5 protein-coding genes (1 of these 5 cut by a window edge) are annotated in these 15,465 nt (G+C 63.9%); 1 reads left to right on the top strand and 4 read right to left on the bottom strand.

Translation table 11 applies throughout. From position 1 onward, the window contains the following. Window positions 1–7: 7 nt before the first annotated feature. The 4 genes from flhA to ACFOW7_RS21120 are packed head-to-tail and all read right to left on the bottom strand — an operon-like array spanning window position 8 to window position 4,210. On the bottom strand, window positions 8–2,050 hold the full coding sequence (flhA, locus tag ACFOW7_RS21135; protein WP_378168432.1) for a flagellar biosynthesis protein FlhA: 2,043 nt from the start codon (window positions 2,048–2,050) through the stop codon (window positions 8–10). Then, entirely contained in the window at window positions 2,047–3,135 is a 1,089-nt protein-coding gene (gene flhB / locus ACFOW7_RS21130) for a flagellar biosynthesis protein FlhB (RefSeq protein WP_378168430.1), read from the bottom strand. The genes flhA and flhB overlap by 4 nt, the downstream gene beginning before the upstream one ends. Before the next feature lie 3 nt (window positions 3,136–3,138). Further along, window positions 3,139–3,903 (bottom strand): flagellar biosynthetic protein FliR, encoded by a 765-nt coding sequence (locus ACFOW7_RS21125; RefSeq protein WP_378168428.1) that lies wholly within the window; start codon window positions 3,901–3,903, stop codon window positions 3,139–3,141. 43 nt (window positions 3,904–3,946) lie between these two features. Beyond that, complete coding sequence (locus tag ACFOW7_RS21120; protein ID WP_378168426.1) at window positions 3,947–4,210, bottom strand: flagellar biosynthetic protein FliQ; 264 nt, start codon at window positions 4,208–4,210, stop codon at window positions 3,947–3,949. Window positions 4,211–4,771: 561 nt separating this feature from the next. On the opposite strand from ACFOW7_RS21120, the gene ACFOW7_RS21115 reads away from it, so the two are divergent. Continuing rightward, window positions 4,772–15,465, top strand: partial view of an FG-GAP-like repeat-containing protein gene (locus tag ACFOW7_RS21115; RefSeq protein WP_378168424.1) — the 5' end (the start) only. 24,718 nt of this gene lie beyond the right edge of the window; 10,694 of the gene's 35,412 nt are visible here — the first part of the coding sequence; it begins with the start codon at window positions 4,772–4,774; its stop codon lies beyond the right edge, outside the window.

The following is a 15,465-nucleotide window of genomic DNA, read 5'->3' as shown; positions in this document are numbered from 1 at the left end:
ATCTCGATCATTGCAGCGTCACGGCCCCGAAGGCGCGCAACTCCAGGGTATTGGGAATCTCGGTCAGGCTCAGCACCCGCAGATGCGGCATCATCCGCTCCGACAGCGTGCGGATATGGCGCCGCAGTTCGGGCGAACACAGCAGTACCGGCAGATGGTTGCTCTTCATCATCCGCTCGACCTGCTGGGCCAGTTGGCGCATGGCTTTCTCGGTAAAGGCCGGGTCGAGCGCCAGGCCACCGCCGTTCTCGGCACCTTGCAGACCGCGCAGGAACTGGTGTTCGATGCCCGGGTCCAGCGTCAGCACCTGCAACACATTGCCCGTGCCCACCAGCGACTGGCAGATCATCGGGCCCAGCCGCTGCCGCACCAGTTCGGTCAGATAAGCCGGGTCCTTGCTTGATTTGCCGGCGTCGGCCAGCGTCTCCAGGATGGCCTGGACATGGCGGATCGAAACCTTTTCGCGCAGCAGGTTCTGCATCACCCGCTGTACATCGCCCACCGACAGCACGGTCGGCACGATCTCCTCGACCAAGCCAGGCTGCTGTTCCCGTACCCGGTTAAGCAGCCGCTCGGTCTCGGCCCGGGTCAGCAAGGCCGGCGACTGTTGGCGGAATACTTCGCACAGATGGGTGATAAACACGGTCTGCGGATCGACCAGGGTGTATTTGGCCTGTCTGGCCGCATCGCGCTCGCTGTCTTCGATCCACACCGCCGGCAGACCGTAGCTCGGCTCGCGCGTCTCCACCCCCTTGAGCTTCTGCGGATTGCCCGCTGCGTGGATCGCCAGCGTGCGCTCGGGCATCAGTTCGCCGCGCGCCGACACCACGCCGAAAATCGAGACTTCGTAGGCATTGCTGGTCAGTCGGGCGGCTTCGCGAATCTTGACCGTGGGAAGCACCAGCCCCGACTCGCCGGCGTATTGCTTGCGAAACGCCGCGATCTTGTCCATCACGGCCGTCTGTGCTTCGCCCAGCGCCAGAATCAGATTGGGCGCCACATTGATCTCGATCGGCTCGACATCGAGCTGGGAATAGGCATCCTCGTCGCCACCGCCGTCCTTGGCCGTCGATTCGCCGCCTGGTTCCTCCTGGCCCTTCATCCGCTTGGCCACCCAGGCCGCCCCGATAAAGAAGGCGATCAGGACGAGCCCGGGCAGCATCGGGATGCCGGGCAGGAACAGCAGGCCGAACAGGGCCGCTGCGACCAGATAGAGAGTCTTGGGAAACGAGGTGACCTGGCGCAGGACTTCGCGGCTCAGCTGCGAATCGGACGCCGAGCGGGTCACGATAATGCCGGTGCCGACCGAGATCACCAGCGCCGGTACCTGGGTGACGATGCCGTCGCCAATGGTCAGCAAGGTAAAGGTCTGCAGCGCCTGCCCCCAGGGCATGCCCATCTGCATCACCCCGATCACCATGCCGCCGATGATATTGATCAGTAGGATCACAATGCCGGCGATGGCGTCGCCTTTGACGAACTTGCTCGCGCCGTCCATGGCGCCATAGAAGCCCGCTTCCTTTTCCAGGGTCTTGCGCCGCCGCTTGGCTTCCTCCTGATCGATAAACCCCATATTGAGGTCGGCATCGATACTCATCTGCTGGCCCGGCATGCTGTCGAGCGTGAAGCGGGCAGCCACTTCCGACACGCGCTGGGCGCCGTTGGTCACGACCACGTACTGGACCACGATCAGGATCAGAAACACGATCAGGCCGATCACATAATTGCCGCCCACCACATAGCTGCCCACGGCATTGATCACCCGGCCGGCGTCGCCGTCGGTCAGGATCAGGCGGGTGGCCGCGATATTGAGCGACAGCCGAAACAGCGTGGCAATCAGCAATAGCGAAGGAAAGGTCGAGAATTCGACCGGCCGGCCCATGTAGAAGGTCAGCAGCAGAATCAGCAGGGCGCCGCTGATATTGGTCAGGATCAGAAAGTCGAGCACCACCGACGGAATCGGGGCAAACAGCACGATCAGGATGCCGACCACCAGAAGAACCAGGGCAATATCGGCGTTGGCGCCAAGGAGGCGACGGAAGGCGTTCATCGTTGACCTCGGGCGAGCCGTCGGGCGCCATCGCGCATGGCGTAGACCCAGACCAGTATCTTGGCGACCTGCGGGTAGAGCTCCTCGGGCACATAGGCGTCGAAATCGACGCGACGGTAGAGTTCACGCGCAAGCGGCGGGTTCTGCACCACCATCACCTGGTGGCGCCGCGCCGCTTCGCGCATCTTGGCGGCGAATTCCCCGGCACCCTTGGCAATCACCTGGGGCGCGGGCATTTCGCCGTGCTTGTATTTGACGGCCACGGCGTAGTGGGTCGGATTGGTCAGCAGCACATCGGCTTCTGGCAGCTTCTGCATCGAGCGGCTGCGCTGCAGCACTTCCTGGCGCAATTCGCGCAGGCGCGAGCGGATGCGCGGGTCGCCTTCGCGCTGCTTGTGCTCATCGCGCACCTCGCGCCGGCTCATCCGCATCTGCCGGGCAAATTCCCATTTGATATAGGCATAGTCGATGATGGCGAGCACCAGCATGGCCAGCAGCAGCTTGAAGGTCAGCGAACCGACCTCATCGAGCACCAGTCTCGCGTGCAGGCGGGCATCGACCTGTTGCAGGGCTAACAGAAAGGACGTGAGGTGCCAGATGCTCAGCCCCAGCACGGTCAGCACGACGGCGAGCTTGAAGGTGCTCTTGCCGCCCTCGTAGACCATCCGCAGCGAGAACAGCCGCTTGAAGCCGGTGGCCGGGTTGAGCCGGCTGAAGTCAGGCGACAGCGGCTGGAAACTGAATACCGGCCCGGTCTGGGCCAGACAGCCCAGAATGGCTGCGATCACCATCGCCAGCAACAAGGGCGCAAGCGGCATCAAGGCGCTGCCCAAGAGAGCACCGAGCCAGCTCACCACGCCCTGGACGGTCCAGTCGAGCGAGCCGATCTGCAATAGGGCCGCCTGGGTGGCCAGCAGCTCACGCCGCACCGTGCTCCAGCCCATCGAATAGATAAACACCACCACCACGGCCAGCACGGCGATGTAGACCACGTCCTGGCTCTTGGCCACCGTGCCGCGTTTCTTGGCCTGCTCCAGCTTGTAATCGCTGGCTGGCTCGTTGCGATCGAAATCCTGTTCTGCCATGGCTTAACCCAGTACCTGGCTCCAGAACTGGAAGATCGCATCGAACATCCGGCGCAGCAGCGGCCCGGCCATCTGCGCCATCAGCGCCAGCATGGACAGGCCGATCACGATCTTGATCGGGATGCTGAGGATAAACACATTGAGTTGCGGAATATTGCGCGACAACACGGCCAGTCCGACATCGACCAGTAACAGGCAGAAGGCCACCGGCGCAGCCAGCAGCAGGCCATGGATAAACACCAGGCCGAACTGACGCGCCAGCAGCTCGGGCGAGGCCAGTTCGACCATCCGGCCAAGCGGTACGCGCTCCAGCGAATAGGCCAGGCCACGCAGCAGCATATGGTGGGCGTTGAGAGCAAAGAAAGCGGCGATCGCAAACAGATCGAGGGTGGACGCCAGTACCGGCGAGCGGGTGCGGGTGATCGGGTCGAAGATGCTGCCGACGCTGAAACCGATCTGGATGTCGAGCAGCTTGCCTGCCAGCGAAAAGGCGGCGAAGGCGACAAAGATGGCAAAGGCGAGCAGGGCGCCCGTGGCCAGCTCAGCAAGACCGCTCAGCAGCAGGGCAAGGAGATCGTGGGGAAGGGGAGCTGGCTGGACAACACCGCCCATCACCAGAATGGCCGACAGCGACAGGATCAGCAGTACGGTCATGCGCGGCGGCAAGGCAATCCCGGTCAGCACTGGCGTCAAGGCCAGCACCGCTCCCAGGCGCAGCGCGCAAAACAGGACTGCCGCGACCCAGGCCGCGTCGAATGCAATATTCATTATCTTTTATTGAGAAAAACGACTGATCGGAAAAAATCCAAGCTCAGATCAAGGTCGGGATGCTACCGATCAGTTGGGTGGCAAACGACAGCAGGCGACGCAGCATCCAAGGCCCCAGGGTCACCAGCACGATGGCGGCCACCAAAATTTTGGGCACGAAGGTCAGCGACATATCCTGGATCTGGGTAACGACCTGGACGATGTTGATCAGCAAACCCACCAGCATCGTCAACAGCAAAACCGGCGCCGAGATCAGCAAACCATTCCACAACAGCTCAGAAAGAAGCGCTACCGACTGATCGACCATATCAGAACTTATGCCAATGTTTTATCAAAGAAAAACGGCGGCAATTCTACCACGTCTTTGTCATTCTTTCTGCTTTTCTCACCAATCAGCGACAAACGCACAGGGTTGCCAGTCAGCCGCCCGGGCTGCCGGCAAGCCGGCGAGTATCAGTCAGGATTGCGACATTTGTACCTGAACAGAAATCCTGCCAAAGGTCTGTCAGACCGGTAGCGAATGGGAACATCAAATCTCAAAAATCAACACACTGTTTTTCTGCAATACATTTTCGTGTCCAAGCCGTTGCTCAGCTGGCAAGCGTTTGGCCGAATCAATGTATTTCCCTCAGAAATCCTGACCTGTCGTCTGCTTGGTCCTCCACACGGCTGGCTAGAACAACCACATTGAAAAATATATTTCCGTTTTCCCTAAACCAGAAAACCCATTGTTACGACCTATTGGCTAGGAAGTCTCCGACAAGGCTGACTATCGACCTGGCGCGCCAGGCGCAGTCAAGGAGACCGCAACAGGTACAAACCACAGGGATCACGCGGATACCGCGTGCGATGGAGAGAGGAATTCAGCATGGTCGCGATCGTCCACGGCAATCAACTCGGCGTTTTCTCCGGTCTGGGAGCCGCTGCCGGCAGAACCCGCTTCGGCCAGCAACAGACCGATATCTTCGTCAATGCCGCCACGGGCAATCTGGTGATCCAGGATCGCGACGCGCTGCTGCGTGGCCATGGCGGCGGACTCAATCTGCTGCGGACCTATAACAGCCTTGGCCGCCACGACGGCGACAATGGCGACAACTGGCGTCTTGGCGTCTATCAGCAAGTCCGCCTTGAAAGCGGCAGTGCAGGCGGCGCGGGCAGCACCTTGATCCGGGTGCGCGAAGACGGCAGTGAAGTTCGCTACCGTTTTGATAGCGGGAGCAGTCGCTATCTGAGCGAAGCCGCCGATATCGACCAGGGCGAGATCGTCCTGGCTGGCGGACACTGGCGCTGGCGCAGCCACGACGCTGCGCTGAGCGAAACCTATGACGCCACCTCGGGCCGCCTGCTCGAGCAGGCCGACCAGGATGGCAATCTGCTGCGCTACCGCTATGCCGACAATGGCCTGATCGACAGGATCGAGACCGCGTCGGGCGAGGCCTTGCATTTCGACTACCAGGACCGGCTGCTGACCCAGGTGCGGCGCGTGCTGAGCAATGGCTCGACCGAGACGCGCACCCGCTATGCCTATGATGAGCGGGGTCGCTTGCAGACCCTGACCGTCGACCTGAGCCCCGAAGACGGCAGCGTGGCCGATGGCCATGTCTATATCACCCAATACGACTACCACGGTGACAGTCTGCGCCTGAGCCGGCTGCGGCAGAGCGACGGTACCGATATCGGTTTTTCCTATGGCGAGCGGCCCGATGGCCAGTGGCGCCTGAGCGAAATCCGCGACGGCGCCGGTCGCATCACCACCCTGCGCCACGACGAAGCCGCCCTGCCGCAGCGCTATATCACGGCGCTGGCCGATCCGACGGCGCTCGAAGGCGTAGCCGAAGGCGAGCCGCGCTATACGGTACGCCAGGGCGACAACTGGGCCACCATTGCCAGCCGCGTATACGGCAATGCGCGGGCGGCCGAAGCGCTGCGCCTGGCGCTGCAATCGGCCGATCTGGTGGCGGGCAGCCGATTGAGCCTGCCGCCCAGCCTGCTTTATCTCGATGCCCCGGGCCAGGGCGGCCGCACGGTCGTCACCGACCCGCTTGGCGCCGAAACCAGTTATCAATACGACAGCGCCGGCCGTCTACTGGCAGTGACGCGCCGGGTCAGCTCACCTGACGGCTGGTGGAGCCGGCCCGAGCAGACCCGCTACGAATACGACGAAGCCGGCCGGCTGAGCCGGATCATCGATGGCTTCAACAAGGTCAGCCGCTTTATCTACGACAGCGCCGGCAATCTGATCGAGCAGCGCGATCCAAGCGGTTTGCGCATCCTGCGCCGCTACGATGCAGCCAATCGGCTGGTGGCGGAGAGCCGTTATCAATATCGCGCTGCCGACGGCCTTGAACTCGAAGCGGTGGGCCAGCCTGCCGTCGAGCGGCGGGTCTATGACACCCAAGGCCATCTGCGTTTTCTAGTCAGTGCTGAAGGCCGGGTCAGCGAATACCGCTATAACGCCCGCGGCCAGCGCAATGCCGCCCTGCGCTACGACGGCCGTTTCGAGGCCGATACCGCTGACCTCAGCCTCGGCCAGCTTGATGGCTGGCGTGGGACGGCCCGAGCGATCGAGCGAACCGACTACGACTACGATTTCCGTGGCCAACTGGCCGCGGAAACCCGCTACAGCACACTTGATGCCGGCGGCAATGGTCAGGCCGACGGGGCCAGCCGCACCGAATATATCTATGACGCCAGCGGCCGGCTGTTGCGCCGGATCGACCCGCGCAGAGACCATCAGACCAGCTTTGTCTACGACGGACTCGACCGCATCACGCTGGAAACCGGTCCCAACGGCCATCTCAGCCGTACCCGCCACGACGATGCCGCCCGCCGTATCGTGACCGAGCTGGCCAATGGCCGTATCACCACCCGGCAGTACGACGAGCATGGCGAACTGCTACAGATTCTGGAAACCGATCAAGCGAGCGCAGCCCGAGGTGGCGAGAAGCGTTATTACGACGCCGCCGGCCTGCTGCGGGTGCGCGAGGACCACACCGGCTCGCGCCGCTGGTATTTCTACGATGAAGCCGGCCGCAAGACTGCCGAAGCCGACGGGACCGGCAGCGTGGTCGCCTTCTATTACGACCGATCGGGCCGGCTCAACCATAAGATCCAGTTCGCCCTACCCACTGGCGTGCCGATGGCGGAATGGGTCTACGAAGACGGTAGCCCGGCTTTCGATCTCTACACCCAGGCGGGTTCGGTCATGCCCGCGCCCGATGCGGCCGACCGTCATGAATGGTGGATCTACGATGACGCCGGCCAACTGTCACGTCATATCGACAATGCCGGTCAGGTGATCAGCTACCGCTATGACGGAGCAGGTCGAAAGATTGCCGAAATCCATAGTGCGCAGGCGATCGACTCCAGCGCCCTACGGCCGGTGACCTCGAACCGCGACGAGATCCTGCGCCAGCATCTGCCCCCGATCGCCAGCTCGGTGCACGACCGTATCGCCCGCTATGTCTACGACAGCGAAGGGCTGCTGCTGGCCGTGGTCGACGCAGCCGGCTTTGCCACGCGCCAGCGCTATGACGGCGCCGGCCGCCTGGTCGAACAGATCCGACTGGCCCAGCCGGTTGCCCAGGCGCTGCTGGCCGAGGATGCCCGTTGGCAGGACGGCCGCGCACTGGCTGAATTGCTGCCGGCAGCCAGCCCTGACGATCTGCATCAGTATTTCTATTACGACGCGGCAGGCCGCCGTATCGGCTCGCTCGACGCCGAGGGCTATCTGACCGAAACCCGTTACGATGTAGCAGGCAACAAACAAAGCGAGATCCGCTATGCCCGCCGGGTTACCGCAAGCCCTGCCGCATCGTTCGATATGCTGCGCCCGCCGGCCGATCCGCTCGACCGGCGACTGGATTTCAGCTACGACGGCCATAACCGGCTGCTGAGCGAAACCACCGCCGAGGGCGGTCTGACCCGCTACCGCTATGACAGCGCCGGCAATCTGGTCGAGACCCTGCGTGCCGCCGACAGCGAGGAGGCCCGCCACCAGACCCAGCGTTTCGATGCACTGGGTCGCCTGGTCGCCATCCTCGACGGCGAAGGTGCCGCCCTGCTGGCCGGCGCTGAGGACAGCAGCGCCATCGAACGGATCTGGCAGGAGCGCGCCACCCAGCACCGCTATGACGCGGCCGGCCGCCGGATCGCCACTGTCGATGCCAAGGGCCAGACGCTGCTGTTCTATTACGACCATGCCGGCCGACTGACCCATACCATCAATGCGCTGGGCGAAGTCAGCGTCGACCGCTACGACAACACCGGTCTATTGGTCGAGAACCTGCATTACGCCAGCCGCATCGATACCACCGGCCTCCAGGGCGGTCTGATCGACGCCTTGCTGCAACAGCGGCTCGACGCCGCCCGGGACCCGGCGCAGGACCGGCGCGTCCAATACCGCTACGACGCGGCCGGCCGGCTTGAAGCGACGACCGATGCCCTGGGTTACGTCAGCAGCCAGACCTATAACGCCTTTGGCGAATTGCTGTCGTTGCGCCACGAGCTGGGCGGCGGCCGCAGCCTGCTCGAACGGCATCAGTACGATAAGCAAGGCAATCGGGTACAGACGAGCATCGACCCTGACGGGCTCAACCTGATCAGCAACGTGGTGTTCGACGGCTTTGGCCGCGTGCTGCAACGCACCAACCCGCGTGGCCACACCACCTATTACCAGTACGATCGGCTGGGCCGGGTCATCAGCAAGACCGACCCGCTGGGCATCACCACTTATTCGAGCTACGACGCCTGGGACCGGGTGGTATCGACCATCGATGAGCTGGGCCAGACCACCAGCTACCAGTACGACGACGCCAACCGGCAACTGGTCCAGATTCTGCCGGGCGATATTCGCATCACCACCAAGAAGAACCGTCACGGCGAAACACTGAGTATCCGGGACGCCCTGGGACAAACCACCAGCTACCAGTACGACCGTAACGGCAAGCTCAAGAGCACGACCGATGCCCTGACCCAGCGCCGCAGCAAGGATTACGACCTGTTGGGCCAACTGGTGCTCGAAACCGATGCCTCGGGCCGGCGTATCCGTTACGAATACGACCCCGTGGGTCGGATAGCGCGCAAGATCGTCGACCCCGACGGCCTCAAGCAGACCACCAGCTACCAATACGACGCCTTTGGCCAGCAGATCAGCGAAACCGATCCCGATGGCCGTATCAGCACGACCCGCTATGACCGCAAGGGCCAGATATGGCAGGTCGAACGCGAAGGTCTGGGCGGCAAGCAGGTGCAGCGCTATCACTACGACGGCCGCAGCCGTCGTGTCCGCGTCGAGGAAGGCAGCGGCGAGCGGGCTGCCCTGACCACCGACTACCGCTACGACGTGGCCGGCCGCCTGATCGAGCAGATCATCGACCCGGCCGGGCTGCGCCTACAGAGCCTTTTCGTCTACGACGCCAGCGGCAATCTGACCCAGAAGACCGATCCGGCCGGCATGGTCACGCGTTATGTCTACGACGCCCATAACCGGCCGGTGTTTACCATCAACCCGCTCGGGGTGGTCGAAGAAACCCGTTACGACGCCCTGGGTCGCGTGGTGGCCACCAAGGTCTACGACGCCAGTGCAGGACTTGCGCTGGCCGCTCAATTCGAAACGAGCACGAGCTACGCCAATACCGGCCTGTCGCCTGCGCTGCTGCGCGATACGCGCTATCTGGAAATTGATGTCGATGGCGATGGCCGCGCCGAACTGATCGAAATCCGCCACGACCGCGCGGACCAGGCAGTCGCGCTGATCTGGCGCGCCAGCGCTGGCGGCTATGTCGCCGGCACGCCGGTGACGCTCGGTCCCTGGCAGGCCGAGGCGCAGTATCTGGTCGCCGATCTTGACGGCAATGGCCGTGGCGACCTGGTGCAGATCCGCCGCCGCGACGATGGTCAGGCCGTGGCGATCGGCTGGACCCATGACGGCAACGGCCTGACCCGTGGTCAGGAAACCGTGCTGGGAGCCTGGTCGCCCACCATCCGCTATGCCCTGGGCGATAGCGACGGTGATGGCCGGGCCGATCTGTGGCTGGTGGGCGAAGGCCAGAGCGGCAAGACCCGCGCCAGTCACTGGGTCGGCAATGGCCAAGGTGGCTTCAGCGCCGGCAAATCGATCGAATGGGATGGCTTCTACGCCGAGCGCCAGCTCCATATCGCCGACCTCAACCGCGACGGCCGCGCCGAACTGGTGTCGTTCGACCAGGCACCCCAACACAGTCAGGGACAGAACCGCTACACCTCGGTGACGGTGGCCACTGACGGCAGCTTGCTGCTTGCCACCGGTCTACAGGATTACCAGCGCTTGCAGCCTCGCCTGTGGGGCGATGTGGACGGCAATGGCAGCGCCGACTGGATCGATGTCTCCCGTGGCAGCGACGGCAAGCAGCGGCTGATCAACTGGCACGGCGGCGATGGCGGCAAGCTCGTGCGCGGCAGTGAACTGCTGCTTGGCACTCCGGTGGCTGGCGAGCAGTTCCTGGCCGGCGACACCGACGGCGATGGCCGCACCGATGTGGTCCAGGTCAGCCGTAATGAACATAACCAGGCCGTCGTGACGGTGTGGCGATCCACCCCAAAAGGTTATGTCAAGGGAGAACAAAGTGTAATCGGTACATGGCGTGAAGGTACAAGCTACCGCTTGCTTGATCAGGACAGCGACAACCGACGTGATCTGGTGGCGACCTGGAGCGAAGAAGACGGCCGCCAGGCCATCGCCGTCTGGCGCAGCGATGGCGAGCAGTTCGCCCAGCGCGGCAACTGGCGCTGCGACAGCCGCTATCTCGATCTCGACCTCAACGGCGATGGTCGTGCCGATCTGCTGGAAATCAGTCATGACACCGAAGGACGGGCCATTGCCCGCCAATGGCTGGCCGACGGTGAAGGCTACCGGACAGGCAGCCAGCGCGTGCTGGGCCGCTGGCAGGCCGATAGCCGCTATCTGGTGGCCGACCTCGACGGCGACGGCCGCGCCGATCTGCTGGAAATCCGCCGCAACGACCAAGGTCAGGCAGTTGCCACCAGCTGGTTCAACCGCGAAGCGGGACTGAGCCCGGGCAAGGAGACTGTCCTCGGCGATTGGCGCGCGTCGACCCGCTATGCCCTGGGTGATGCCACGGGCAATGGCCGGGCCGATCTGTGGGTAGTCAGCGATGCCTTGAACGGCAAGACCCGGGCCGTGCACTGGCGTGGCGACAGCGAAGGCTTCAGCCTGGGCAAATCGATCGAGTGGGATGGCTTTTACCTCGACAAACAGGTCTATACCGCTGAGCTGGCCCGTGACGGCCGCCGTACCCTGGTGGTGTTCGACCAGTCGCCGCAGCACAGCCAGGGCCATAACCGCCATGTATCGGTGACGGTGGCTGCCGACGGCAGCCTCAGCAGCATCAGCCATCTGCAGGATTCGCTGCGGGTACAGCCGCATCTATGGGGCGATGTGGATGGCAACGGTAGCGCCGACTGGATCGAGGTCTACCGTCATCACGACGGCACGCTGCGGCTGGGCAACTGGCATGGCAGCGCCGATCAGCGGATCGTGCGCGGCAGCGATGTCGGCATCGGCGCGCCCAAGGCCGAGGAACGCTTCTTTGTGGGCGACCTTGACGCCGACGGCCGCAGCGATGTGATCCAGGTCTGGAAGAACAGCGAAGGCAAGGCTGTCGCCACTATCTGGCGCTCGGAGGGCAATGTTCACGCGCAGCAAGCCGAAGTGGTGCTCGGCGACTGGCGCGCCAATGCCAGCTACCGGCTGACCGACCATGACGGCGATGGCCGCAGCGATCTGGTGGCAGTCTGGTTTGAGGAAGACGGCCGCCAGACCATCTCGGTATGGCGCAACGAAGCGGGCCGCCTGCTCAAGGGCGGCAGTCTCGCTCCGGAAGTCCGCTATCTCGAACTCGACAGCAACGGCGACGGCCGCACCGATCTGCTGGAAATCCGCCGCGACAGCGCCGGCAACGCCCTGGCCCGGCAATGGCTGGCCGGCCCGGGCGGCTACCTCGAGGGCAAACAGACCTCGCTTGGCCGCTGGCGGGCCGATAGCCACTATCAGGTGGCCGACCTCGATGGCGATGGCCGGGTTGATCTACTGGAAATCCGCCGCCGCGACGACGGTACGGCCGTGGCGATCAACTGGCTCAATGGCGCCGAGGGGTTGCGGCGCGGTGGGGAAACGGTATTGGGTCGCTGGCAGGCTTCCAGCCGCTATATCGCCGGCGATAGCGGCAGCGACGGCCGGGCCGAACTGTGGGTGGTGGGCGACAGCCTGAGCGGCAAGACCCGGGTGACCCGCTGGAGCGGAGATGGCAACGGTTTCAGCCAGGGTCCGAGCATCGAATGGGATGGCTTCTATTTCAACAAACAGATCCACCTGTTCGATCTGGCCCGCGATGGCCGGCGTGAACTGGTGGTCTTTGACCAAGCCCCCAGCCATAGCGCCAATCAGCACCGCTTTACCACGGTCATGGTCGGCGCCAACGGCAGCCTCAACAGCGTGACGGGCTTGCAGGATTCGCTGCGGTTACAGCCGCGCATGTGGGGCGATGTCGACGGCAACGGCAACCTCGACTGGGTCGAGGTCTACCGGCAAAGCGACAATCTGCGGCTGGGCAACTGGCATGCCAGCAACGACAACCGGCTGGTGCGTGGCGCCGACATCGCCATTGCATCCAAGCCTGCCGAACGGTTCTTTGTCGGCGACGTCGACGGCGACAATCGCAGCGATGTGGTCCAACTGTGGAAAAACGAGGCAGGCCAGGCAGTCGCCAGTGTCTGGCTTGCCAATGGCTCGACCTATAGCAAGGGCAGCGACAGCGTGCTCGGCCAGTGGCGCGAGGATGCAAGCTACCGACTGCTCGAGCAGAACGGCGACGGCCGACGCGATCTGGTCGCGATCTGGGACAACGACGACGGCCGCCAGGTCCTTGCCACCTGGCTCAGCGACGGCGAACACTTCACCCAGCGCAGCGACGCCCTGCGCGATACCCGCTACCTCGATATCGATCTCAACGGCGATGGCCGGGTCGATCTGCTGGAAATCCGTCGCGATCACGACGGCAATGCCGTGGCCCAGCAATGGCTCGCCACCGGCAACGGCTACAGCGAAGGCCCGAGCCTGGTACTGGGCCGTTGGCAGGCCAACAGCCTCTATCAGGTGGCCGACCTCAACGGCGACGGCCGCGGCGATCTGGTGGAAATCCGCCGCCGCGATGATGGCATGGCAGTGCTGACCGGCTGGCGCCAAGGCGAGCAGGGTCTGGTCCGCCTGTCACAGACCGTGCTTGGCAAATGGGTGGCCTCGAACCGCTATCTGGTCGGCGACGCCGATACCGACCGCAAGGCCGATCTATGGGTGGTGAGCGACCCGCAGAACGGCAAGACCCGCGCCACGCACTGGGCCGGTGACGGCCAGGGCTTTGTTCAGGGTCAGAGTATCGAATGGGACGGCTTCTACCTCGAGCGCCAGCTCGTCCTGGCCGACCTTGGCCGCGACGGCCGGCGTGAACTGGTGGTGTTTGACCAGGCCCCCAACCATGGCGCCGGACAGAACCGCCAGACCGCCGTATCGCTTCAGGCCGACGGCAGCCTCAAGTTGCAGAGCAATACCCAGGATTCGCAACGTATCCAGCCACGGCTGTGGGGCGATATCGACGGCAACGGCACGGCCGACTGGATCGAGATCTACCGCTACCACGACGGCAGCGAACGAATCGGCCTCTGGTATGGCAGCACCGACAACAGGATCAACCGGGGCAACGATGTGGCCCTGGGCACCAGCCGCCCAGGCGCGCGCTTTATCGCTGGCGACGCCGATGGCGATGGCCGCACCGACCTGGTGCAACTGTGGAAGAACGACGCCGACCAGACGGTCGCGACCCTGTGGTTCTCGACCGGCAACGGCTACCGCAAGGGCAGCGACAGCGTGCTTGGCACCTGGCGCGAAGGCGCCAGCTATCGGCTGACCGATCAAGACGGCGATGGTCGACGCGATCTGGTGGCAACCTGGGCCGAGGAAGACGGCCGCCAGGTGATCGCCGTCTGGCGCAACGACGGCGAACAGTTCCGCCAGCAGGGCGACTGGCGCCGCGACACCCGTTATCTCGACCTGGACCTCAACGGCGACGGTCGCGCCGATCTGCTGGAAATCCGCCATGACAGCGAAGGCCAGGCCATTGCCCAGCAATGGCTTGCCACCGGCCAGGGCTTCGAGCCGGGCCGACGCAGCGTGCTGGGACGCTGGCAGGCCGACAGCCAGTATCTCCCGGTCGATCTGGAAGGCAACGGTCGCGGCGATCTGGTGGAAATCCGCCGCCGCGATGACGGCATGGCCGTGGCGATCAGCTGGCTCAATGGCGCCGAGGGATTCAGCCTTGGTCAGGAAACCGTACTGGGCGTCTGGCAGCCATCCACCCGCTATATCGTCGGCGACAGCACGGGCGATGGTCGGGCCGACCTGTGGGTGGTGAGCGACCCGCTGAACGGCAAGACCCGCGCCACCCACTGGACCGGCGACGGCCAGGGCTTCAAGCCAGGCAACAGTATCGAGTGGGACGGCTTCTACTACGAACGCCAGCTCCATATGGTCGATCTGGCCCGCGACGGCCGGCTGGAACTGGTGGTATTCGATCAGGCACCGGGCCATAGCATCGGGCAGAACCGCCAGACCGCCATCGCGGTACAGGCGGACGGCAGCCTCAAGCTACAGAGCAATACCCAGGATTCATTACGCAACCAGCCACGGTTGTGGGGCGATATCGACGGCAACGGCAGCAGCGACTGGATCGAGGTCTACCGCCATAACGACGGCACCCTGCGGCTTGGCAACTGGCACGGCGCCAGCGATCTGAAGATCAACCGTGGCGCCGATAGCGTCATCGGTGCCCCCAAGCCCAATGAGCGCTTCTTTGCCGCCGACGTCACGGGCGACGGCCGCACCGATGTGGTACAGATTTGGAAGAACGCTGCCGGCCAGGCCGTGGCGACGCTGTGGTATACCGTCTCGCTGGCCAACGGCCTGCAATACCGCCAGGGTCAGGAAACCCTGCTCGGTCCGTGGCGCGACAATGCCGTCTACCAGCTCAGCAACCATAACGACGACGGCCGCGCCGACCTCAGCGTGGCCTGGACCGACGAGCGTGGACAGACCGTGCTCGCCACCTGGCTGTTCGATGGCCAGCAGTTCCGCCAGCACAGCGACTGGTCGAGCGACCGGCTGTTCCTCAATGCCGATATCAACGGCGATGGCCGGCTCGATATGTTCGAGATCCGGCATGACCATAGCGGTGCAGCCATCCTGACCCAGTGGTATGGCAGCGACAACGGCTTCGTGGTCGGCGCCGAGACGCAGCTTGGCACCTGGCGCGCCGGCACACGCTATCTGGCGGCCGACCTCAATGGCGACGGTCGCAGCGAACTGGTCGAGCTGAGCCGCCGCGCCGACCAGATGATGATCGCCAATGTCTGGGCCCCCGCCGAGAGCGGGATGAGCAAGATCGTGGTGGCCGAACTCGGCAATACCCTGCTGCCCTATACCCAGTTCTACAGCGCCGACGTCAACGGCGA

The organism is Chitinimonas lacunae (assembly GCF_042650885.1).
In the GTDB taxonomy this organism is placed as follows: domain Bacteria; phylum Pseudomonadota; class Gammaproteobacteria; order Burkholderiales; family Chitinimonadaceae; genus Chitinimonas_A; species Chitinimonas_A lacunae.
The sequence above is the reverse complement of the archived record's forward strand: the minus strand, read 5'-3'. Positions and strand labels throughout refer to the sequence as shown.